This window comes from Paenibacillus sp. PvP094 (assembly GCF_040546835.1).
Classification (GTDB): Bacteria; Bacillota; Bacilli; order Paenibacillales; family Paenibacillaceae; genus Paenibacillus; species Paenibacillus illinoisensis.
Genome location: NZ_JBEPOM010000001.1, coordinates 4,285,310 through 4,307,598, shown reverse-complemented (window position 1 = coordinate 4,307,598; position 22,289 = coordinate 4,285,310). Strand labels below are relative to the sequence as shown.

20 protein-coding genes and 1 other annotated feature are annotated in these 22,289 nt (G+C 47.4%); of the genes, 2 read left to right on the top strand and 18 right to left on the bottom strand.

Annotation, left to right across the window (positions count from 1 at the left end; all coding sequences use genetic code 11):
- Positions 1-21 precede the first annotated feature (21 nt).
- From ABIC22_RS19830 to ABIC22_RS19765, 14 genes are all read right to left on the bottom strand, one after another.
- The gene (locus ABIC22_RS19830) at positions 22-297 is read right to left on the bottom strand and encodes a stage VI sporulation protein F (RefSeq protein ID WP_056696692.1); all 276 of its coding nucleotides are present in this window, start codon (positions 295-297) and stop codon (positions 22-24) included.
- Positions 298-397: 100 nt separating this feature from the next.
- On the bottom strand, positions 398-1,438 hold the full coding sequence (locus tag ABIC22_RS19825) for an NAD(P)H-dependent glycerol-3-phosphate dehydrogenase (protein ID WP_127540256.1): 1,041 nt from the start codon (positions 1,436-1,438) through the stop codon (positions 398-400).
- Positions 1,431-2,054: a glycerol-3-phosphate 1-O-acyltransferase PlsY gene (gene plsY, locus ABIC22_RS19820; RefSeq protein WP_127540253.1), complete on the bottom strand. Its 624-nt coding sequence runs from the start codon at positions 2,052-2,054 to the stop codon at positions 1,431-1,433. The genes ABIC22_RS19825 and plsY overlap by 8 nt, the downstream gene beginning before the upstream one ends.
- Positions 2,055-2,065: 11 nt before the next feature.
- Entirely contained in the window at positions 2,066-3,388 is a 1,323-nt protein-coding gene (gene der / locus ABIC22_RS19815; RefSeq protein WP_095292901.1) for a ribosome biogenesis GTPase Der, read from the bottom strand.
- Positions 3,389-3,571: 183 nt separating this feature from the next.
- Positions 3,572-4,786 carry a 30S ribosomal protein S1 gene (gene rpsA / locus ABIC22_RS19810; protein ID WP_095292903.1) on the bottom strand — a complete coding sequence of 405 codons (1,215 nt, stop codon included), beginning with the start codon at positions 4,784-4,786 and terminating at the stop codon, positions 3,572-3,574.
- A gap of 146 nt (positions 4,787-4,932) precedes the next feature.
- Positions 4,933-5,520 (bottom strand): lysophospholipid acyltransferase family protein, encoded by a 588-nt coding sequence (locus ABIC22_RS19805; RefSeq protein ID WP_127540251.1) that lies wholly within the window; start codon positions 5,518-5,520, stop codon positions 4,933-4,935.
- Positions 5,517-6,221, bottom strand: a complete 705-nt coding sequence (gene cmk / locus ABIC22_RS19800) for a (d)CMP kinase (RefSeq protein ID WP_095361940.1) — start codon at positions 6,219-6,221, stop codon at positions 5,517-5,519. Before cmk ends, ABIC22_RS19805 begins: the two co-directional genes overlap by 4 nt.
- 103 nt (positions 6,222-6,324) lie before the next feature.
- Positions 6,325-6,549, bottom strand: coding sequence for a hypothetical protein (locus ABIC22_RS19795; RefSeq protein ID WP_127540249.1), 225 nt, complete (start codon positions 6,547-6,549; stop codon positions 6,325-6,327).
- Between the two features lie 68 nt (positions 6,550-6,617).
- Positions 6,618-7,271, bottom strand: a complete 654-nt coding sequence (locus tag ABIC22_RS19790) for a flagellar brake protein (RefSeq protein WP_354483263.1) — start codon at positions 7,269-7,271, stop codon at positions 6,618-6,620.
- A gap of 142 nt (positions 7,272-7,413) precedes the next feature.
- Positions 7,414-8,760, bottom strand: coding sequence for a germination protein YpeB (gene ypeB, locus ABIC22_RS19785; RefSeq protein WP_127540245.1), 1,347 nt, complete (start codon positions 8,758-8,760; stop codon positions 7,414-7,416).
- Positions 8,761-8,868: 108 nt separating this feature from the next.
- Complete coding sequence (locus tag ABIC22_RS19780; RefSeq protein ID WP_354483261.1) at positions 8,869-9,039, bottom strand: hypothetical protein; 171 nt, start codon at positions 9,037-9,039, stop codon at positions 8,869-8,871.
- 116 nt (positions 9,040-9,155) lie between these two features.
- Positions 9,156-9,851, bottom strand: a complete 696-nt coding sequence (prsW, locus tag ABIC22_RS19775; RefSeq protein WP_095361943.1) for a glutamic-type intramembrane protease PrsW — start codon at positions 9,849-9,851, stop codon at positions 9,156-9,158.
- A gap of 41 nt (positions 9,852-9,892) precedes the next feature.
- Positions 9,893-10,507 carry a genetic competence negative regulator gene (locus tag ABIC22_RS19770; RefSeq protein ID WP_095361944.1) on the bottom strand — a complete coding sequence of 205 codons (615 nt, stop codon included), beginning with the start codon at positions 10,505-10,507 and terminating at the stop codon, positions 9,893-9,895.
- A 187-nt stretch (positions 10,508-10,694) separates the two neighbouring features.
- Positions 10,695-11,048, bottom strand: a complete 354-nt coding sequence (locus ABIC22_RS19765) for a hypothetical protein (RefSeq protein ID WP_095361945.1) — start codon at positions 11,046-11,048, stop codon at positions 10,695-10,697.
- A gap of 93 nt (positions 11,049-11,141) precedes the next feature.
- Here ABIC22_RS19765 and ABIC22_RS19760 point away from each other — a divergent pair, with 93 nt between their 5' ends.
- On the top strand, positions 11,142-12,029 hold the full coding sequence (locus ABIC22_RS19760) for a polysaccharide deacetylase family protein (protein ID WP_127540243.1): 888 nt from the start codon (positions 11,142-11,144) through the stop codon (positions 12,027-12,029).
- Between the two features lie 43 nt (positions 12,030-12,072).
- On the opposite strand, the gene ABIC22_RS19755 is transcribed toward ABIC22_RS19760, so the two are convergent.
- From ABIC22_RS19755 to ABIC22_RS19745, 3 genes are read right to left on the bottom strand one after another with little or no spacing between them, the layout of a single operon-like run.
- Positions 12,073-12,831, bottom strand: coding sequence for a metallophosphoesterase (locus ABIC22_RS19755; RefSeq protein WP_354483258.1), 759 nt, complete (start codon positions 12,829-12,831; stop codon positions 12,073-12,075).
- Positions 12,832-12,872: 41 nt separating this feature from the next.
- Positions 12,873-13,322 carry a hypothetical protein gene (locus tag ABIC22_RS19750; protein WP_127540239.1) on the bottom strand — a complete coding sequence of 150 codons (450 nt, stop codon included), beginning with the start codon at positions 13,320-13,322 and terminating at the stop codon, positions 12,873-12,875.
- On the bottom strand, positions 13,319-13,912 hold the full coding sequence (locus tag ABIC22_RS19745) for a type II CAAX endopeptidase family protein (protein ID WP_127540237.1): 594 nt from the start codon (positions 13,910-13,912) through the stop codon (positions 13,319-13,321). Before ABIC22_RS19745 ends, ABIC22_RS19750 begins: the two co-directional genes overlap by 4 nt.
- A 336-nt stretch (positions 13,913-14,248) precedes the next feature.
- Positions 14,249-14,480 (top strand) — a binding site (T-box leader).
- 197 nt (positions 14,481-14,677) lie between these two features.
- Between ABIC22_RS19745 and serA the strand changes: the two genes are divergently transcribed.
- A complete protein-coding gene (serA, locus tag ABIC22_RS19740) occupies positions 14,678-16,273 on the top strand; it encodes a phosphoglycerate dehydrogenase (RefSeq protein WP_154895586.1) in 1,596 nt (531 codons plus the stop codon).
- Between the two features lie 65 nt (positions 16,274-16,338).
- Here serA and ABIC22_RS19735 read toward each other — a convergent pair whose 3' ends face one another.
- Positions 16,339-22,176 (bottom strand): BclA C-terminal domain-containing protein, encoded by a 5,838-nt coding sequence (locus tag ABIC22_RS19735; protein ID WP_354483255.1) that lies wholly within the window; start codon positions 22,174-22,176, stop codon positions 16,339-16,341.
- Positions 22,177-22,289 lie beyond the last annotated feature (113 nt).

Genomic DNA, 22,289 nt, shown 5'->3' with positions numbered 1-22,289 from the left:
TGCAGAAGCAAAAACGATCTATTATTTTTTCATCATCATTTTCATTAATGATTCCATGCTGTTTGGATTCAGTCCACTTTTTTTGACCGCACTTACAATATCCTGAACCGTATCTTCAGATACCGGAACTTTCGCCATGGCGGATACTTGTTTAATCAATTGGCGCAGCTGAGCTTCATTTTGCATGGTGGACGGTTTTACTGTGCTCGCCAGTTTCTTGACAGCACCTTCTGTAATTGTTTTGCCCGTTTTTTTATTGATCGCTTTCAGTGCATCCTTAGAAATGTTGTTACCCATTCGTCTCCCCTCCTCCGGCAATACTCATGTGTATAGTATGAGTGTAGCGATGAAAAGGTGAATGAGCTTCTTTATTTCTGGTGAGTGAAGCAATGGAGAATCAGGAGTGCCACTGTTCCCATGTTTCCAGTTTCATAACTTCCATTTCGGTCTTGGGATCTCGGCCCATAAGTGCCTCAACCGCATCACGCGGCTCGCGATCCTGAAAGAGAACATGGTATAGTTGATCCGCAATCGGCATCTGCACCCCGTATTTCTGGGAGATAAAATAGGCTGCTTTTGTCGTACGAATTCCTTCTACGACCATTCCCATGGAATTCAGTACATCCTCCAGCTTTTGTCCTTGTCCCAGCATAGAGCCGGCCCGCCAGTTCCGGCTATGTTGACTTGTCGCGGTAACCACCAAATCACCGATTCCTGCGAGGCCCGCAAACGTAAGCGGGTTTGCTCCCATCTCCACGCCAATCCGGGTGATCTCTGCCAATCCACGAGTCAATAGAGCGGCTTTTGCATTATCTCCGAAGTCCAGGCCATCCGACATCCCTGCACCAAGTGCGATAATATTTTTGAAAGCACCTGCCAGCTCCACGCCAAGCATATCCCGATTCGTATACACACGGAAATAGGCATTCATGAATAATGCCTGAGCAGCATCTGCTGCGGCTTTGTCCAGTGAAGCCACAACCACTGTTGTAGGACAGCGTTTGACCACTTCCTCCGCATGACTCGGACCCGAAAGTACAACGATATGCCCTTCTTCGCATTCAAGTTCCTCAGAGATCACCGTCGACATCCGTTTGAGGCTTTCCGTTTCAAATCCCTTGGTTGCATGGATTATTAACATGTCTGGCGTATAATACGCCTTGAATTGGTTGACTACCGAACGCATGGCTGAGGAAGGCGCAACAATCAAAACGGCCGATGCCCCTTGAACGGCATCCCCCATATTAGTCGTTGCCTGAATGCGAGGTGATAACTCTGCACCAGGTAGAAAACGACTGTTCCGATGCTGGTTGTTAATTTCGGCGGCCTGCTCTTCACCACGTGTCCACATCGTCACTTCCAGCCCATTGGCGGCCAGCACACTTGCGAGAGCGGTCCCCCAACTGCCTGCGACCAGGACGGCAACTTTTTTAGACAACGCGTTTTCCACCCCCAGGTTTATTGGCTCCTAATTTATTTTCCTGTCCTCTGGCAAGCTTCGCAATGTTGGTGCGATGTCTCCAAAAAGCAAACAGACAAATAATCAGACTTCCCCAGAATAGATTCATGGAATATCCCGGGAACACTAGGATGAAGATTGGTGTTAATGCTACAAAAATAAGAGAACCCAGTGAAACGTAACGTGTCAAAACGATGGACAGGATTGCAAAAATTCCGGCAGAAACTGCAGGAACGAATGCAAGAGTGGCGAGTACGCCAATTGCTGTTGCAATTCCTTTTCCCCCACGGAATCGGAAGTAGAGCGGCCAGTTATGTCCTGCAATCGCTGCTATACCGCAAATTGCAGGAATCCACTCGGAGCCGTTACTGAGCCACACTCCAATCCATACAGCCGCAATACCTTTAAGGACATCCAACAGCAGCACAAGAATAGCCGGTCCTTTACCCAATATTCGCAATGTATTGGTAGCGCCTGCGTTTCCGCTGCCATGCTGACGAATGTCGATCCCCCGTATTGCCTTTGCAAGGAGGACACTAAAGCTGATTGAACCGAGCAGATAGCTCAGTACAATCGCTGCGATTGGTAAAATCACAAACTTCTCCCCTAACCTTCGTCGGACTTCCTCCGAGTAAATATGCGAATTGGCGTACCTTCAAAATCAAACGCTCCGCGGATTTTATTCTCCAGGTAACGCTCATAAGAGAAGTGCATCAATTCCGGATCGTTTACAAAAATAACCATGGTCGGCGGTTTGACAGCAACCTGTGTCACGTAGTTAATCCGCATTCTGCGTCCCTTGTCTGTAGGCGGTGGATTAATAGCCACGGCATCAGATACAACATCATTAAGCAAATGCGTCTGAACACGCATAGCATGCTGCTGAGCTACACGAGTTACCACAGGAAGCAATTTTTGTAAGCGTTGTTTTGTTTTGGCTGACAAAAAGACTACGGGAGCATAAGTCATAAACAGGAAGTGATCCCGAATTTTTTTCTCAAACTCATTCATCGTTTTATCTGTTTTATCCACCACGTCCCATTTATTCACAACGAACAGGGAAGCTTTACCGGCTTCAAATGCATAACCTGCAATGTGCTTGTCCTGTTCAATGATGCCTTCCTCGCCGTTAATGACGACCAAAACGACATCAGCACGTTCAATGGCACGCATAGCACGCATAACACTGTATTTCTCGGTAGTTTCATACACTTTACCACGTTTACGCATACCTGCTGTATCAATCAGCACGTAACGTTGCCCATCCTTTTCGAACGGGGTATCAATGGCATCACGCGTCGTTCCGGCTACATCGCTTACGATTACGCGTTCCTCACCCAAGATGGCATTCACCAATGAAGATTTACCAACGTTTGGACGTCCGATTAGAGCAACACGAATGACGTCTTCATCGTATGTTTCTTCTTCAAGTTCAGGCAATTTTTCAACAATCGCATCCAGCAAATCACCAATACCCGTACCATGACTTCCGGATACACCGATCGGATCTCCAAATCCAAATCCGTAAAACTCGTAAATGAGCTCACTGCGCCCAATATTATCCACTTTGTTAACGGCTACAACAATAGGCTTGCCTGAGCGGTACAACATCTCTGCGACTTCTTCGTCAGATTGCGTAATTCCTGCTTTTGCATCACACATGAATACAATAACATCCGCTTCTTCAATGGCGAGCTCTGCCTGCATCCGAATTGATTTAAGAATGACATCCTCGCCGTCGATTTCGATACCACCTGTATCGATAATACTGAATGGTTTACCGTTCCATTCACCGATTCCGTAGATCCGGTCACGGGTAATGCCCGGCTTGTCTTCCACAATGGCCAGTCTGTCGCCGATAATCCGATTAAAAATAGTGGATTTACCCACGTTCGGTCGCCCGACAATTGCCACAACGGGTCTTGCCATACATTCCACTCCTCCTGTCCATACTTACGTTACTCATCATAGCAAAAAACACATGTCTTGGCTAACCTTTCATGCCAAGAATGCTCACAATAACAACAATCGGCGAACCCGCTGGGGCTCGCCGATCTTGCTTTTATTGTTCAGCAAAATATGCAGTATAACTTAGAACCATGCATGAATAACTTATTTGAATTTGCTGAGTTTGTCACCGAAACGTTCGCCGAGTGTGATACTCATACCTTGGTTGCTCAAGGAAACGTTCGGGTTGTTGATTTCTTCACGCGGTGCGTTGTTTCTAGCAGGTCTTTCAGCTTTTGGCGCTTGGGCAGGAGCTTCTTCTGTTTCTTTGATGCTCAGGCTTACACGTTGCTCAGCAGGGTTCATGTCGAGAATCTTAACTTGAACTTCCTGACCTTCTTTCAACACTTCGTGTGGAGTGCCGATGTGTTTGTGGGAAATTTGTGAAATGTGCACAAGTCCCTCAACACCAGGAGCGATTTCAACAAATGCTCCGAAATCAACCAGACGTTTAACAACACCTGTTACGATATCACTAGTGTTGAATTTCTCGCCAGCTGTTTCCCAAGGTCCTGGTTGAACAGCTTTCATGCTCAGGCTGATTTTGCCTTTTTCAGGGTCAACTTTCAGCACTTTAACGCTGACTTTGTCACCTTCGGAAAGGACATCAGATGGTTTGTCCACATGCGTCCAAGCGAGCTCGGAAACGTGAACCAGACCGTCAACTCCGCCTACATCAACGAATGCTCCGAATTGAGTCAAACGTTGTACTGTACCTTCGATAACTTGGCCTTCTTGCAGACCAGCCATAACCTCAGCTTTGTTAGCTTCGAATTCTTGCTCCAGAACGTCTTTTTGGGAAAGGATCACTTTGTTGTTCTCACGATCGATCTCTTTCACTTTAACGCGCAGTGTGCGTCCTTTGTAGTCGCTGAAGTCTTCTACGAAATGGCGCTCAACCATGGAAGCCGGGATAAATCCGCGTACGCCCACGTCTGCTACCAGACCGCCTTTTACCACGTCAGCTACAACAACTTCGAATACATCTTGGTCTTCAAAGTGCTTTTGCAATTGATCCCAAGCGTTTTCGCTGTCGATTGCACGTTTGGACAGAACGAGTTTTTCTTTCTCGTCGTCGATGCTAAGTACTTTAGCTTCAACTTCTTGTCCAACTTCTACTGCATCAGACGCGCTGTCAACATGCAATGAGGACAGTTCGCGAATTGGAATTACACCGTCATATTTATATCCAATGCTCACATAGGCTTGGTTATCTTCCAATTTGACGATGGTTCCTTTTACAGTATCTCCTTTTTTCAAGGAAACGAATTGATCCAACTCATCTTGGGTTGCTTCTTGATTTTTCATTTCTTCCGACATGTCAAATACCCTCCTCAATTCAAAAACCCCATTATATTCAAACCTGCCTGTAGCAGAGTTCAAAACACTTTCAACGCTGAATGGCTCGGATTAGTTTCCCTCAAAAATATGGAAATAATGCATTCAGACTTTCGGTGAAGAGCAAATTATTTGCTCGGTACACCTGTTTTCACCATCTCATTAATTTTGGACATAATCTTTTCAGTTGCTCTTTCCAGTGCATCACCAGAAGGATCTTCCTTAAACTCGTCCAAATTCACCGGTGCTCCATACACCACTTTCATCTTACGAAATAGCTTGTAGTTGCCGATAATAGCAGTAGGGATAACGGTAGCACCACTCCGAAGAGCAAAACTCGCTGCACCTTTTTTGCCGATGCCTCCATCGTTGTGCCGACTCCCGGAAGGGAATATGCCAAGCACTTCACCATTGCGCAAAATGTTTAGTGAAGTTTTGATGGATTCCTTGCTAACGCCTCCACGCTTAACGGGAAACGCGCCCACAGCCTTGATGATCTTGCCAAGTACCGGAACATCAAACAATTCACTTTTGGCCATGAAGCGTACCTGCCGGCGAATTTTAATACCTACCGTTGGAGGATCAAAGTTACTGATATGATTAGAACATAAAAGTACGCCGCCCTCTTGGGGGATATTCTCCCGTCCAACTGCTTCCAGGCGGAAAAGAATGGTGTAAATGATCCGCAGTACTGTGCTGCAAAATGTGTAAATCATAGACCAACCTCTCCTCTGACCATTGTGCAATAAGATACGATTTTGTCAACCACTTCATGAATACTCATCTTGGTTGTATCAAGAACAGTTGCGTCCTCGGCACAGCGAAGTGGGGATATTTCCCGCTCTTCATCCAATTTGTCACGTGTGGCAATGTCTCGCTCCAATTGCTTTAACGTCAGTCCTTCAGAGGGGTCCAGTTCTTTGAAGCGGCGAAGTGCGCGCTCTTCCACACTGGCAGTCATGAAGATTTTCACTTCCGCATCGGGCAATACTGTCGTTCCGATATCGCGTCCATCCATGACGACGCCCTTGCGCAAAGCCATTTGCCGCTGAGTATCCACTAATTGCGAACGCAGCCCCTCGATTTGCGCATATCGGGACACGATCCCCGTAACTTCACGGGAGCGGATTTCCGAGGTTACATCTTCCCCGTTACAGAACACTTTCTGTCCGCCCGGGTCCGGCTGTAAATCAATGACCAGTTTGTGGGCTTCTTGAAGTACCTCTGATACATTATCCGGAGAAATCCCTTTCCGAATCATGTGTAGGGTTACCGCGCGGTACATTGCGCCAGTATCGACGTAAATATAACCGAGCGCCTCTGCAACCAATCGGGCCACGGTACTTTTCCCGGCACCAGCAGGTCCGTCAATTGCAACGTTCATCTTCCCGTTCTCTGATGTGTTCTGGCTTGCCAACGGGGCATTCCTCCTCAAACGATAAGCCTCAATAAAAAAACAGGCATTGCCTGCATCGTGAAAATTATACCACACTATACACATGGATGCAAAAACAGCCAATTCATTGATGTTCCCTTTTCGTTGAAAGCTCCATGTGAATTGGTGTCCCCTCCATTCGGTCTATCCGGGTCACATTTTGTTTGAAATATGGAACCTGAAGCAGCAATTGGTATACCACCAACAACAAGAATAAAACGGCTATAAGCTGAAAGAGTCTTCTTTCCATTCGTTTGGAGAACACGTAATACAGCCGCTCATATCTTCGGGATGTACGTCGGTGATTCATACCCAAGCACCTCCGTTTTTCCCATTACGTTTCCCGCCATATTTCCTTTTTATTCAAAAAACGTGCCCTTACTTCGTACGATAATCCAGCTGCCGTTCAAAGCAGAACTTAATGATTTTTTGCCGCTCCGAGTCTGTGATCAGGGTAAACTTCAACATGCAGAGCTGTCTTCCAGACTCGAGGGTTTTAATGCGAACCACTTCAGCTTCGAAAGCCACATGCTCAATCGTTGAATTCCGATAAGGAACGAGCAGCCAGCAATTCAACTTTTGTCCTTCCGCAATCGGGAAGTTTGGTTCTCCATATATGGACAATCCCCCGCCACCTATATCCTCGGTCAATCCCACCGCACGAGTCAGATCTTCTGCTTGAATGGCTAGTTCAAGATTCGCATGAACACGCAGGAAGCTGCGTCGTTGTATTTTTGAGATATCATCAGGCAGCGGTTTGCGTATACGCACAAGCCTTACCACATCTTCTTCAAATCCGGTCACGTACGTATTGAAATAATGTCTGACGCCATCTTCTGTGATATATGAGATGGACAGCTCTTCGCCGAAATACAATCTTTTCAAACGACTGCTACCTTGCTGCATTGGTACTTCAATCAAAAAACTGTGATCATCCATGTCTGCTATACGGGATTTGTATTCCTTACTCTCTTCTTTTTCATCGGCTGAGGCAATTTGGATGTGTAAAATTTCATTAATTTTCGGATACAAGCTCTTCACCGCCACCTTACTATTCATCATCGTATGTACAAGGACTATTATACCATGACCTTTCTCATAGCGGATAACAAAAAACAGACCACGAGGTGGTCTGTTTGGTAAAATTATTGAGTTTCGTTTTCCCTTTAAATTCTTAGGAAGTCGCATTCACAGGTTTAATTTCTTCAACTGCTTCTTCGACCCCTGTATTAGCGTTGATATAAATTCGGTATTTCGTCCCGTTGATGCGTCCACCGAATTCATAACATAATACTTCCTTGCTGTAATCATTCTCAATTAATGACTTACGTGCATAGCTCTCCTCAAATTCAGGATTGAGCTTTTTGCGAGCCTGTGCTTCGGTAAGAGCCGCTTTTGGTATTTGCCGTTTTTTCTGATGCTCATAGACATAATCACTTGCCTGGAAGCCAGTAACGTCACCTGTGTCCAGACCGACGCGTACAGACATTTTCTCCGGATAAAGCAGGGTATCCCCTTGTTTGCGCACGTACGTTAAGTTTGCTAGGTTACCATACTCATCGTAGTTTACTGCTTTCATATCTTTGTAGCCCTTATTGACGAGAAATTGATCCGCTTTGGCCATGGCATCTGAACGTGAGACCTTTTTCGCGCCAATCGGTCTAGTATCGCTGTAAGAAATCAACATTCCCCCATTGCGGGTGAAGTCCATCATCAACTTGCTTTCTTTGCCCTGATTGATCGTAGCGGTATAGGACTCCCAGTCCGTACCTTTACCATTCTCCTGTACATGGATCTTATTGGTGTCTGCATTGGAGAATTTCGCTGCTTTGCTCTGAATTTGCTCTTTCGATACTGGAACACCATCCAGCTTTTTGACTGAACGCTTTGCATAAATGCTGGATACCGAAGGGCCCCAATCAAGTTCAGGATACTCCTGTACTTTTTTGTTCACCGTGCGAAATCCATCGACAATGGTGTTATCCATCGTTTCTTCTTCTGTAGCCATAGCCGTTTCGGCATCCATCCAGCGCAAGCGGTCAGATAGTACTTTTTGCTGGACTTCCTGCAGGTTTTTAGTGATCTCGGAGGAATTCTGGTACAGCCTTTTCAGGTTGCCCACTTCCTTCTCACTTAGTGGTTCATTGGTTAAATCACGCATGGAAGCCTGATAAGCAAAGTTTGAGATTCGAGAAAGAAATTCCTCCGTCTCGTTAAAAGGTAGCATCGTCAGCGGCAGTTGGTTAATCTCATTTTGCGCCTCGCTGGTAAGCCGCCACACATTCATCAGACCTTTACGGTGCATGCCCTGGGAAGTGGAGTTCACCGCCAGTGTATTACCGATTTCAGAGTGCAGCTTGTCCATATGGAAAGACAAATCATGAAATGCACGCTGATACTGATTCTCCGCTTTGATCAAGATCGCATTTTTCTCCTGGTTCTCCTGGTATCCCCACACAAGGGCACCGATCAGCAATACTGCAAATATCGGAAACATGACTGAACTTAAACGTTTATACATCGGTAGAGTCTCCTTTCATCTGAACCACTATCTATATTGTGGATCGAAGAAAGTCCTCTTATGCATCGGTTTTCCAGCCGGCACAATGTTTGACTCTTTAAGAGCTACTTAATTCATTTGAATCCAAGACGTACCGCCATCTTCTTCAATTTCAAATTGATGCCGATTATCACACAGACACTGCTTGAATCCGGTCTCAATTCGCCCTCTTTCTTTTTTGCCGCGCAGCGTAAACCGCTCTCCGCACTGTTTGCATCTGATTTTTATTTTTATCCTCATTACGCTGTCCCCGTTTCTGTTGTTCATTCCCCGGGATTCTTTAGGTCAAAAACAAAAAAACACACCGGGGCATCAGGCGCAGTACGCGCTCCATGTCCACCAGTGTGTCCGTATTTCTATAATTTAACCTCTTCCTCCCGTTTCACAAATCGAAAAGGAGAGCGGTTATTAGCCCGCGTAATTTTGCCCATGGCTCCATACCACAATCCCGCCATTAGCGGTGCTATGAACCACAGCCAGTAGTTTACCATCGTATTCATGATGACATCGTACAGTGCATGCCAGAAAAATGGAAGCAACAGCGATAGCATCAAGAACCAACGTTTCTTCTTGCCATCCGTAAATTTGGCCCGACCCATGTAATACCCCATAATTACCGCAAACATGGCGTGTCCTGACACAGGAAGTAATGCACGAAGAAACATGGCTGAGACGGATGCATTCCCCGCAAAGGCATACAATACATTCTCCACCGTTGCGAAACCAAGCGAAACAGCAACAGCGTAAAGAATACCGTCATATGGCTCATCAAACTCCGTGTGATTATAAATGATGTGGTATAACACAAACCATTTAACAAATTCCTCTACCCCGCCGGAAATGAGAATAGACTCAACGTAGGGGTTATCTCCGAGCCACAGCATCATACCCCGCTGAATAATCATCACAGGCAACACCATCAAAATACCCATGACGAATACTCTCAGTACCATATGAAGCGGCTCGGAATCATAACGGTCTTTCAGATAAAAATATGTTAACAAGGCGAGACCCGGAGCTACTGCTGCCGCTAAAACCGAAAACAAAAGCACCGAAATTCCCTCCTCTGACTAAGACGCGTTTGCAATTGAATTTAATCCTGACGTTTGAAATGGGTGCAGATCACTTCAATGGCCTGTTCAGGCATAATCACTTTACCGTACTCTTCCATTACCGCTGGCGTAACCGAAGAACCCTCACCAAATTCAGCAAGCAGTGCTATTAGAGCAGCATGTTTGGTGCTATCGACTTCGTCCGGTTCCAGATGCAGAAACCACTTATCTTTATAGGAATAGAGTCTTCCCGCATTCGTTACATGTTGACGCAGCATATGTGCAGCCTCAATCAAGATTTCAAAATCCTTAAAGGCATATACAATGGAATCGCTCTGCTCCAGTGTAACTTCCATCTCGTATACTTCTTCAGGCAGATCATCCTCATGGCCGGAACCATATTGTTGCGGATCATATTTCCCACGCGTAACAATGACCACCATTCCTTGAGCGGGAAGTGCGAATACTTCGACAGCAAGCGGACCTGTAGCATCGAACCCAAGTTCGGAATATGCCTGATCCATCATTTCAGTGAACAGTTCATGAACTTTAGGTATTTCCTGCCACATATCTTCTTTTTGTATTCCGCGCTCGCTCAGATCGTCAAAGGTCAGGAAAATCCGTATCTTATCGTGACTTAATCGTTCTATTTTCATACAGGATCTCCCCTTTATAAGCAAGTCTTATAACAGATTATGAAGCACAAAACAATATGTGCTGAAAATAAATCTATGTAGTTATGTTATCATTTTATACCTGCAAATGCACGAAGTAAAATCGACAAAAAAAGAATCAATCCACATCAAACAAGACTGTGGTTGATTCTATTCCAGTAGTTTTGGTTTATAAACCGGGTACTGTTGTGTTTGTTTGACTCAAAATTTGCTCAACTTCATGTTTAACATCCGGATTGGTGCGAATAAAATCTTTGAGCATGTTCATGTTTTCTTCTTTTTCCTGCGGGGTAATGGCTCTTGCTGTTTTTTTCAATGCACTTTTGTGGGATTCACCATGCTCATTATTCTTAGGGCTGAATCCATCCATGCCTGGAAAAGTCATTTCCATCATCTTGTGCTTGGCTTGACCCATCATGTTGCCGGACGAGAGTGAAGACAACATGGGAATTTTGCCCTTGGACAGATATGAACTGGCAGCAACACCAACTACAATCCCCCAAAAAAAGGATGACGCCTTCATTACACCAACCTCCTCTTATGTTAAGATCACAACTAGTGTTTGCGGAAGCACGACATCTCATTCCGCATAAATACAGGAAAGTGAGTTGAAATTATGTTTAAAACGACTGCCGCAATCCTTATTGCCGTATGTCTCCTGTTGTCAGCATGTGGGGAGCAAGAAACACCTACTACCGAAAACACCGCTCCTGAAAATGAAACGGTCTCCTCTGTACCAAGTGAAGAAAGCAGCACTTCAAACGCAGTGGAAGATGATCTACCTTCATCTCAAGACAGCTTAGAGCAAACACAAGAACAAGAAAAAGAACAAGAAACAACTGAGGATAAAAAAGAACAACACATTAAGAAGACGTATCATATGAATGAAAATTATTACATCAAACCCAATGATGAAAAGGGTGAAAAGAAGGTCGTTCTTCTGACATTCGATGACGGCCCTAAGGAAGCAGAAATGATTAATGGATTAATTGATACACTTGACAAGCATAATGCCAAAGCCATATTTTTCGTTAATGGATATCGTGTCAAAAGCCATCCGGAGTTGTTAAAGCTTATTTACGAGCGTGAGCAGATTATTGGCAACCATGCTTGGGATCACGAGGATCTCAAAAAAATGTCCGCTTCAGAGGCTGCCAAGCAGGTAACGGATGTTCAACACATCGTCAAAGAAACCGTTGGTGTGGAGCCTGAATTCTTCCGCCCCCCCTTTGGTTCTGGTAATGACGCTTTGAAGGAAACCGTCAAACAAAATGGCATGTTATACATGACATGGTCCAATGGTTCGCTGGACTGGGACAAGAGCACTCAGAACAAACCCGATAAAGTCGTTCAGAATGTGCTTGATCAGTTAAATCCCGGAAGCAATATATTGATGCACGAACTTCCTTGGACTGTAGAAGCCCTAGATGATTTGTTAACGAAGCTGGAGAACAAGGGATATTCTTTTGTTGACCCTCGTTCGATAGAGCTCGAAGCCAGGTAAGGATATAGATAAACAGCCTTGATCCATATAGATCAAGGCTGTTTTATTTTGTTTTTATCGATTTTAAAGTAATCTTGTGCATCTCAGCTGGACAGCATAATCTGAGCGGCAAATGATTCGTTCCATAACCTCTGCTGACCAGCATTTTGCCATCCGGATCACCGTTCATCCGTTTCAAGGTGTACCATCCGTTCGACACATTCCGGTAAGCTTGGTTAAGGAAAATCGGTCCAAGAAACGGGATCACGAGTTGCCCCCCGTGTGTGTGCCCACTTAAAATAAGATCAGCATAATCATGAACACTCTTTGCCTGAAGTGGATCGTGAATTAATACAATCAAGCATTCATTTCTGTTCTTTTCCGTTAGGTGATTGCTAAGTCCACGAGACCGATAATCCGCTCCGGCCAGCTTTATGCTGGAATCCCTCTTTTGAAGAGACACAACCTGATCCTGCAGAAGCCGAACCCCGGTTTCCTCAAAAATCCGTGCCAACTGAGCCGTTCCGGCATGTTTGTCATGGTTTCCATAGACCGCAAAAGCAGGTGCGATATTGGTCAGTAGTTGCATATTGCGTCTGACGATGGACCATGAAATCCCCTTCTCCGCTACATCTCCACCTATCAAAACCCAGTCCACCTGGCCCAATAATGGCTTAATGTCCTCCTGCCTCAATCTCCTCTTATGAAGGTCAGATACATACAAAATGACGCTTCCATCAAACGAAAGGGGTAAGGCGTTTATTTCAACGTCATCCTCCACGACCCGGTGAAGGTGCGCTTCACGCCACATATGAACGATCAATATGAAAACCACCATCAACACAGATGCGAACCAGACCATCATTACCAAGGCCAAGGAAGAAATGTGTTTAGTGGCGGAGCTCCTTTTATGCCCCACCAGACCAGGCTGATCGTGAGTAAAACAAAAATAATGATGAGTGAGTTGACAAACCGTTTACTTAACCGCAATCGGCGAGAAGGATGAAGCTCAGTCCGGGTAGGAAGTGAACCTGCTTCCGTGACCGTTTCATCGGTCGCTTTTTGCGGAGATTTGGAACGTGCTGGAGCCCGGCTGGGGAGCACTGGGCTTTCCAATGCTGATGCATACGACTTGCGTTGTGATCTTGGTACGGATACGGTGGACAATGATGCCCCCGCCCCCTCCAGTGCAGCTGCCGGTTCAGCAACCAAGTTCACTTGAGGAGCCGCAGTCCGCTCGGTCTTCTCTGTTTTGTCCGAGTGGCGGTGGCGTTGACTGCCATATGTCTTCATTCTGCTTAATTGCTGGTTCATGATCCCCTCCGAAAACGTATCGCTAATCCGGACACCAAATCAATAATAAAGTGACATAATATCGGCGCCCACAATGTGCCGGATTGCAAATAAATCCAACCCAATCCATAGCTAGAAACAAATACCCAACCTGTAGGAATCCAGTGGCGAAGATATCGAATATGAATTACTGCAAACAATATGCTAGTCCAGTAAGGGCCAATGGCATGCTGTATGGCTCCGCGAAACAATAATTCTTCACAAATAGCGACAATAGCTGCTATACATACAATATGCCAGATGGGGCGTGACCTGAACAGCATATCATTGATTCCTCCGTCATCCATGCTCTCCTGAGGAATGACATAAGACAGGACCATATCCATGACGAGCATAATGCCTGCAAGACCAAGCCCCCACCAAATAAAATGAACACTTTCAGGCCAAGCAAGCACGTCGAACAGATTTCGCTTCTGCAATAAAATCCATACAACTCCAATGATCAGAGTTAAACCTTGTGTAAAGTATAGATTGATCAGAAGCAAGCGCTCGGTAAGCTGCTGTGGTTCAGCCTTCTGAATCTTGAACTTGGAAAACTTTGATTTTTTCATTGCCTGCGTCTGTCCTCTTACTAGATATTTGATGGATAACCTACTTGGCTGCCCAATCGGATAGTATACTAAATGATAGCCAAAAATCCAAATTGGTTCAAGACCTGCCTCAAGTCCCGGTTTCCTATCCTTTGTTACCCGAAATTCACTCTCATCGTAACGTCTGATCTGATTTTTTGAATCTAGAATTTTCTACGACTTTCAGTTATATGATTTAGGCATCTTTCATAGTAAACCGCTGATAAATGAACGTGATCCAAGTCATCTGCATTAAAACATTTATGCCTATTGACATGGTCATGTTAGCCATGATACATTATGAAAAAATTAGTCACGTTAAACACGATGATGGAAAAAAGATGTTGCTTTGTTCTTACAGAGAGCCGATGGATGGTGCAAATCGGTGGCAGGCAATGGATCTTGAGCGTTCCTGAGTTATTGCATTGAAATTGGAGTAGGTGCGATCGGTTTAGAGCCGTTATCCTCTTCGGTCTTTATTGACCGTGAAGACTGTCGTTGCGAAGCGGCAGTGAATTAGGGTGGTACCACGACAACTCTCGTCCCTTATTGCGCAAGCAGTATGTGGATTGAGAGTTTTTTGATTTATTTTTAGGAATATACGTGGGTCCACTCTATTATTACACCCCTCCCCTCTGCTGCGACACCGCGTTGTTGGGCGGAAGGATGAACCCGGTTTTAAGGAACGCCTCATTGCAGAGGTAAGTCCTTGACGATATAGATACACATACTAAGGAGGAAGAAACCATGTACAAAGTGTTAGTATCGGACCCAATCAGTGATCTGGGTATTCAGCAACTGGTGGATGCAAATGATGTTGTAGTTGAGAAAAATACCGGTCTTAGTGAAGATGAGCTTGTAGCCATTATTGGTAATTATGATGCCCTTCTCGTTCGAAGCCAAACTCGTGTTACAGACCGTATTATGGCTGCTGGAACAAATCTCAAGGTCATTGGCCGTGCAGGGGTTGGGGTGGATAACATTGACCTGGAGGCTGCCACTCAACGCGGTATCATCGTTATTAATGCGCCCGATGGTAATACCATCACGACATGTGAGCATACATTTGCCATGATGATGGCATTGGCACGTCACATCCCACAGGCATACGCCAAAACCATTCAAGGTACATGGGATCGCAAGACCTTCCTGGGTGTGGAACTCAGAAATAAAACTCTGGGTGTACTCGGAATGGGACGAATCGGCAGTGAGGTAGCCAAACGCGCCAAAGCCTTTGGTATGGATATTCTGGCATACGACCCGTTTCTGACTCAAGAACGTGCAGAGAAACTTCAAGTTAAACTGGCCAGCGTGGATGACATCATTCGCAATGCTGACTTTATGACCGTACACACTCCATTGACACCTGAAACTCGACACATGATCTCCCGTGCACAATTTGAAATCATGAAAAAAGGTATGCGCATTATCAACTGTGCTCGTGGCGGAGTTATTGATGAGATGGCCCTTGTGGAAGCAATCGATGAAGGTATTGTTGCAGGTGCTGCATTTGACGTGTTTGAAAGCGAGCCACCAGCACAGGATCATCCTTTCCTGAACCACCCAAGTATCATCGTTACGCCACACCTTGGAGCTTCCACCGTGGAAGCACAAGAAAATGTAGCGATTGATGTATCGGAGCAGGTACTTCATATTTTGCGGAATGAACCGTTCAAAAACGCTGTGAACATGCCAGCGGTTGCACCAACCGTGATGAATAAACTCCAGCCGTATTTTAAGCTGGGTGAAACCCTGGGTAGCTTTGCAGCCCAAATTACACAAAATGCCGTGCAAGAGATTCGAATTGACTATGCAGGGGACCTTTCGGAAGTTGATACGTCGCCACTCACTCGTTACATTGTTAAGGGTATTCTAGCTAGGCATCTGGGCGGAGAAGCAAATATCGTTAACTCCATGCATCTGGCTAAAACCCGTGATCTGAATGTAGTTGTAAGCCAAACATCCGCAACTAAAGGGTTTACTAACCTCATCACAGTTACGTTGGTAACAACACAAGATGCAGAGGAACGCCGTGTAGCCGGAACGCTCCTTGCAGGTTACGGAGAACGGATCGTACGCCTGGACAAATTCCCGGTTGATATCGCTCCAGAAAGTCACCAAATTTTGATCTCCCATAACGATAAGCCAGGTATCATCGGACGGGTAGGTACGCTGCTTGGTCAAAATGATGTCAACATCGCCTCCATGCAAGTGGGACGGAAGATTATCGGTGGTGCTGCAATCATGATTCTGACAGTGGATAAAGCAGTTCCAAAAGATGTCCTTGTCCAGCTTACAGGTCTGCCTGAGCTTAATACAGCTGTTGAAATTGTTCTTGAATAGATGCCACATCACGCATAGATAGTCAAAAGAGACGAACCCAGAAGGGTTCGTCTCTTTTTTTGTAATTAACTTAATCGAATAATGTTGAGTGTGGCGCCTGGAGGTGACAATACTGCTGTTGCAACCAAACCGAACAATTGCAGTTGAATGGTTGATCCAGCTGTGACGGTTACAATAAAGTCGGTTGCTAACTGGCTAAGTGAAAGTACTGGCGAAATTACACTTGGTGGAACTACAGCACCGTTTAGCAGTATTCGAGATTGGACAGCGAGTGCTGCTGTAAGATTGATTTTGTAACTAATATAATAACGTCCGGCCGTAGCGAGAGTAAACGTATCATTAGTTCCATTTACGGTAATGCCGGTACCAATGTTTTGATTATTAGGCAGAGGTACAACCGTTCCGCCCAAAAGAACAAGAATTGTACCACTCGTATTCTCTGCATAAGAAGATGCTGCTGTAACTGAAGTTCCTGTGGCACCAGTTGCACCAGTGGTACCGACACCTGTAGCTCCTGTTATGCCAGTCGCACCCGTCTCTCCAGTTGCACCTGTAAGTCCCGTTGTACCTGTGGTTCCTGTTGTACCTGTTGCCCCGGTACTTCCGGTTACACCTACCCCAGTAGCTCCTGTTGCCCCGGTGCTTCCCGTTATGCCTACTCCAGTAGCTCCCGTTGTACCGGTTTCTCCTGTTACACCAGTACTTCCTGTTGCACCAGTTGTTCCTGTCGCTCCGGTACTTCCGGTTACACCTACACCAGTAGCTCCTGTTACACCTGTCGCACCAGTTTCACCTGTAAAACCTGTGATGCCTGTGACCCCTGTTGCCCCTGTAACTCCGGTCGCTCCGGTTATCCCCGTGATTCCTGTGGCTCCTGTGGCTCCGGTTACTCCGGTTTCGCCTGTACCACCGGTTACTCCAGTTGATCCGGTAACACCCGTTGTCCCTGCACCTGCCAGTAATGTGTAGTCTAGGGATGTCCCTGGTGTTCCCGTTGGTGCAGCAACATTGGTAATATACGTGCTGCCGTTAAACGTAACCACTTGACCCACTGGATATGTTGGTGCCACGGCTGGATCAAATGGTACCACTCCACTCAAACCGGTACCTGTTGCTCCCGTGATACCTGTAATTCCTGTCGCCCCGGTTTCACCTGTAAAACCTGTGATGCCTGTAAGTCCGGTAGCCCCTGTAACTCCGATCGCTCCGGTTATCCCTGTGAGCCCTGTGGCTCCTGTTGCTCCGGTTACTCCAGTTTCGCCTGAACCACCGGTTACTCCAGTTAATCCGGTAACACCTGTTGCCCCGGCTCCCGCCAGTAATGTGTAGTCTGGGGAGGTCTCTGGTGTCCCAGTCGGTCCGGCAACATTCGTAATATACGTGCTGCCGTTAAACGTAACCACTTGACCTGCAGGATACGTTGGAGCCACGGCCGGATCGAATGGTACCACTCCACTCAAACCGGTACCTGTTGCTCCCGTGATACCTGTAATTCCTGTCGCCCCGGTTTCACCTGTAAAACCTGTGATGCCCGTAAGTCCTGTAGCCCCTGTAACTCCGGTCGCTCCGGTTATCCCCGTGATTCCTGTGGCTCCTGTTGCTCCAGTTACTCCAGTTTCGCCTGTACTTCCGGTTGCTCCAGTTAATCCGGTAACACCTGTGATGCCTGTAAGTCCGGTAGCCCCTGTAACTCCGGTCGCTCCGGTTATCCCTGTGAGCCCTGTGGCTCCTGTTGCTCCGGTTACTCCAGTTTCGCCTGTACCACCGGTTGCTCCAGTTAATCCAGTAACACCTGTTGCACCAGCTCCCGCCAACAACGTGTAGTCTGCAGATATGCCCGGTGTCCCAGTCGGTCCGGCAACATTCGTAATATAAGTACTACCGTTAAACGTAACCACTTGACCTGCCGGATACGTTGGAGCCACGGCCGGATCGAATGGTACCACTCCGCTCATACCGACACCCGTTGCTCCCGTGATACCTGTAATTCCTGTCGCCCCAGTTTCACCGGTAACACCTGTGATGCCCGTAAGTCCTGTAGCCCCTGTAACTCCGGTCGCTCCGGTTATCCCTGTGAGCCCTGTGGCTCCTGTTGCGCCAGTTTCACCTGTACCACCGGTTACTCCAGATAATCCGGTAACACCCGTTGCCCCTGCACCTGCCAACAACGTGTAGTCTGCAGATGTTCCTGGTGTCCCGGTCGGTGCGGCAACATTGGCAATATACGTGCTGCCGTTGAACGTAACCACTTGACCAGCTGGGTACGTTGGAGCCACGGCCGGATCGAAAGGTACTACTCCACTCAAACCGATTCCCGTTGCACCCGTGATCCCTGTAGCTCCAGTTTCACCTGTAACACCCGCTATACCTGTAACCCCTGTTGCACCCGCTCCTGCTAGTAATGTGTAGTCTGGGGAGGTTCCTGGTGTTCCGGTTGGGGCAGCAACATTCGCTATATACGTTCCGCCATTAAATGTTACAACCTGACCCGCAGGATATGTTGGTGCCACAGCTGGATCGAAAGGTACCACTCCGCTCAAACCAATTCCTGTCGCGCCCGTGATACCTGTGATCCCTGTTGCCCCAGTTTCACCTGTACCTCCCGTAAAGCCAGTAACTCCAGTTATTCCAGTAACTCCGGTAGCTCCTGCACCTGCTAACAACGTGTAGTCTGGAGATGTGCCCGGTGTCCCTGTCGGTCCGGCAACATTTGCGATATACGTGCTGCCGTTAAACGTAACCACTTGACCCGCTGGGTATGTTGGTGCCACAGCTGGATCGAATGGTACCACCCCACTCAAACCAACCCCTGTTGCACCCGTGATACCTGTAATTCCTGTCGCCCCGGTTTCACCCGTAAAACCTGTAATGCCTGTAGTCCCTGTAGTCCCTGCAACTCCGGTCGCTCCGGTTATCCCTGTGATTCCTGTGGCTCCTGTTGCGCCAGTTACTCCAGTTTCACCTGTACCACCGGTGAATCCGGTAACACCTGTTGCTCCTGCGCCAGCCAGTAATGTGTAGTCTGGGGATGTCCCTGGTGTCCCAGTCGGTCCGGCAACATTGGCAATATACGTACTGCCGTTAAACGTAACCACTTGACCCGCTGGGTATGTTGGGGCCACAGCTGGATCGAAGGATACCACTCCACTCAAACCAACACCTGTCGCACCTGTGATACCTGTAATTCCGGTCGCCCCGGTTTCACCTGTAAAACCTGTAATACCCGTGACCCCTGTTGCCCCTGCTCCCGCCAACAACGTATAGTCTGCAGATGTCCCCGGTGTTCCGGTTGGTGCAGCGACATTGGCAATATACGTGCTGCCGTTGAACGTAACTACCTGACCCACTGGGTACGTTGGAGCCACAGCCGGATCGAAGGGTACCACTCCGCTCAAACCGATACCCGTTGCACCCGTTATCCCCGTGATACCTGTTGCTCCAGTTTCACCTGTGCTTCCTGTAAAGCCAGTCAATCCAGTTACTCCTGTGTCACCTGTTGCCCCTGCACCTGCCAACAACGTGTAGTCTGCAGATGTTCCTGGTGTCCCGGTCGGTGCGGCAACATTGGCAATATACGTACTGCCGTTGAACGTAACCACTTGACCCGCTGGGTACGTTGGAGCCACAGCTGGATCAAATGCTACCACTCCACCCAAACCGATTCCTGTAGCCCCGGTTATACCCGTTGCCCCAGTACTGCCCGTTATACTCACGCCCGTTGCTCCGGTTACTCCTGTTGCTCCAGCGCCCGCCAACAACGTGTAGTCCGGAGACGTTCCGGGTGTTCCCGTTGGGGATGCAACAGTGGCGATATACGTACTACCGTTAAAAGTAACGATCTGACCGGCTGGATATGTCGGCGCAACGGCCGGATCAAATGGCAAGATCCCGCTTAATCCTACTCCTGTCGATCCGGTTGGACCTGTAGCTCCAGGACTCCCTGTGCTTCCTGTTATGCTTACACCTGTTGCTCCAGTAACGCCAGTAGCCCCTGCTCCCGCCAACAACGTGTAGTCCGGAGATGTTCCGGGTGTTCCCGTTGGGGATGCAACAGTGGCGATATACGTACTACCGTTAAACGTAACGATCTGACCGGCTGGGTACGTAGGCGCAACAGCTGGATCAAATGGTAAAATCCCGCTTAATCCTACTCCTGTTGGACCTGTAGCTCCAGGACTCCCTGTGCTTCCTGTTATGCTTACCCCTGTTGCTCCAGTAACGCCGGTAGCCCCTGCTCCCGCCAACAACGTGTAGTCCGGAGACGTTCCGGGTGTTCCCGTTGGGGATGCAACAGTGGCGATATACGTACTACCGTTAAAAGTAACGATCTGACCGGCTGGATATGTCGGCGCAACGGCCGGATCAAATGGCAAGATCCCGCTTAATCCTACTCCTGTCGATCCGGTTGGACCTGTAGCTCCAGGACTCCCTGTGCTTCCTGTTATGCTTACCCCTGTTGCTCCGGTAACGCCTGTCACCCCTGCTCCTGCCAACAACGTGTAGTCTGGAGACGTTCCGGGTGTTCCGGTTGGTGATGCTGTATTGGCTATATACGTGCTACCGTTAAAAGTAACAATTTGACCTGCTGGATATGTTGGTGCCACTGCCGGATCAAATGGCAAAATCCCAGTTAAACCTATTCCTGTTGCTCCCGTTGGACCCGCTGAACCAGTAGGTCCGACACCCGCAAGCAACGTATAATCCGGAGAGGTATTTGGCGTTCCAGTCGGAGATGCCACATTGGTAATATAAGTACTGCCGTTGAACGTAACCACCTGACCTGATGGATATGTCGGAGCCGCAGCAGGGTCAAATGGCACCGATCCTTCCAAACCTACGCCTGTTGCTCCAGTCGAGCCAGTTACTCCTGCACTCGCTAGTAATGTGTAATCCCCTGAAGTTCCTGGAGTCCCCGTTGGAGATGCCACATTCGTAATATATGTTCCACCTGCATAGGTAACAATTTGCCCGGAAGCGTACGACGGAGCAAGCGCAGGATCAAAAGGAACGATGCCTGTTAAACCTGCACCTGTTGCTCCCGTAGCACCAGTTGTTCCACCCGATAACAATAATGTAAAATCTGGCGAACTTCCAGGGATACCCGTTGGGCTATTTACATTAGCTACATATAAATTCCCATCATAACTGACAACTTGGCCTTGAGAATAACTTGGACCTTGTGTTGGATCATATGGCGTTACATTATTAAACCCTGCTCCCGTTGGTCCTACTGGACCCTGAGCACCTTGTGGTCCAGCGGGACCAATCGGACCTACTGGACCTGCTGGGCCTACTGGACCTGCTGGGCCTACTGGGCCTACTGGACCCGCTAAGCCCGCCTCTCCAGGAGGCCCTGCCGGCCCCTGTACTCCAGGCACACCGGGCACTCCGGGTACTCCGGGCACCCCCGGTGGACCAGCAGGTCCGGTTATCCCGGACGAACCAATTCCTATGGTTGAACGGCTAAGTGCTATAGACGTATTCCGAATCAATCCTACAAGCTTATCTTTCTCTGGCGGGGGTACCTCAAGCAACAAAGTCACACTCAACAGATCATCAAGCAGATTCTGTAAGTTGCCAGACAAGTTGACTAACGCAACAGGTACGACCTCTGAAGCTGCAATGGTTAATTCCAATACAGCTTGAAGCTCGGCTTTTACGCCAGCACGGAAACCTGACTCGTTAACAAAAGTAAGTACATTCCGTAATCCTGACTGCAGCGCAAGTATGTTAGCAGATGTAGGCTGACTAACTGCAGCGGGGATGGTGATTGCCAACGATTGAAGTAACGTTTCAAATTGCTCCTGCTCACCTGTTGTTATAGGAATGAAGGGCGATCCCGCCCTGAACGATCTACCTTCCAAAAAAGCTTTGATATTTACCCGTTTACGCCTATCGGACATGCGTTATCCAATCCTCCTTTGACTACCTTGTTTTTCAAGCTTATGTCACGTTGGAGGGAAAATTATCTTGGACAATATAATTGTTTCGTTAATTTAACAACTTTTATATGTTC

Excerpts from the sequence above, each read along its gene's own strand:
- ABIC22_RS19745 (WP_127540237.1), bottom strand. The coding sequence starts at position 13,912 with ATGAAAAAATCAAAGTTTTCCAAGTTCAAGATTCAGAAGGCTGAACCA.
- ABIC22_RS19795 (WP_127540249.1), bottom strand. The coding sequence starts at position 6,549 with ATGAATCACCGACGTACATCCCGAAGATATGAGCGGCTGTATTACGTG.
- der (WP_095292901.1), bottom strand. The coding sequence starts at position 3,388 with ATGGCAAGACCCGTTGTGGCAATTGTCGGGCGACCGAACGTGGGTAAA.
- ABIC22_RS19780 (WP_354483261.1), bottom strand. The coding sequence starts at position 9,039 with ATGAGGATAAAAATAAAAATCAGATGCAAACAGTGCGGAGAGCGGTTT.
- ABIC22_RS19805 (WP_127540251.1), bottom strand. The coding sequence starts at position 5,520 with ATGATTTACACATTTTGCAGCACAGTACTGCGGATCATTTACACCATT.
- rpsA (WP_095292903.1), bottom strand. The coding sequence starts at position 4,786 with ATGTCGGAAGAAATGAAAAATCAAGAAGCAACCCAAGATGAGTTGGAT.
- ABIC22_RS19770 (WP_095361944.1), bottom strand. The coding sequence starts at position 10,507 with ATGAAAATAGAACGATTAAGTCACGATAAGATACGGATTTTCCTGACC.
- ABIC22_RS19750 (WP_127540239.1), bottom strand. The coding sequence starts at position 13,322 with ATGAACCAGCAATTAAGCAGAATGAAGACATATGGCAGTCAACGCCAC.
- serA (WP_154895586.1), top strand. The coding sequence starts at position 14,678 with ATGTACAAAGTGTTAGTATCGGACCCAATCAGTGATCTGGGTATTCAG.
- ABIC22_RS19735 (WP_354483255.1), bottom strand. The coding sequence starts at position 22,176 with ATGTCCGATAGGCGTAAACGGGTAAATATCAAAGCTTTTTTGGAAGGT.
- ABIC22_RS19830 (WP_056696692.1), bottom strand. The coding sequence starts at position 297 with ATGGGTAACAACATTTCTAAGGATGCACTGAAAGCGATCAATAAAAAA.
- ypeB (WP_127540245.1), bottom strand. The coding sequence starts at position 8,760 with ATGTATAAACGTTTAAGTTCAGTCATGTTTCCGATATTTGCAGTATTG.
- ABIC22_RS19765 (WP_095361945.1), bottom strand. The coding sequence starts at position 11,048 with ATGAAGGCGTCATCCTTTTTTTGGGGGATTGTAGTTGGTGTTGCTGCC.
- ABIC22_RS19760 (WP_127540243.1), top strand. The coding sequence starts at position 11,142 with ATGTTTAAAACGACTGCCGCAATCCTTATTGCCGTATGTCTCCTGTTG.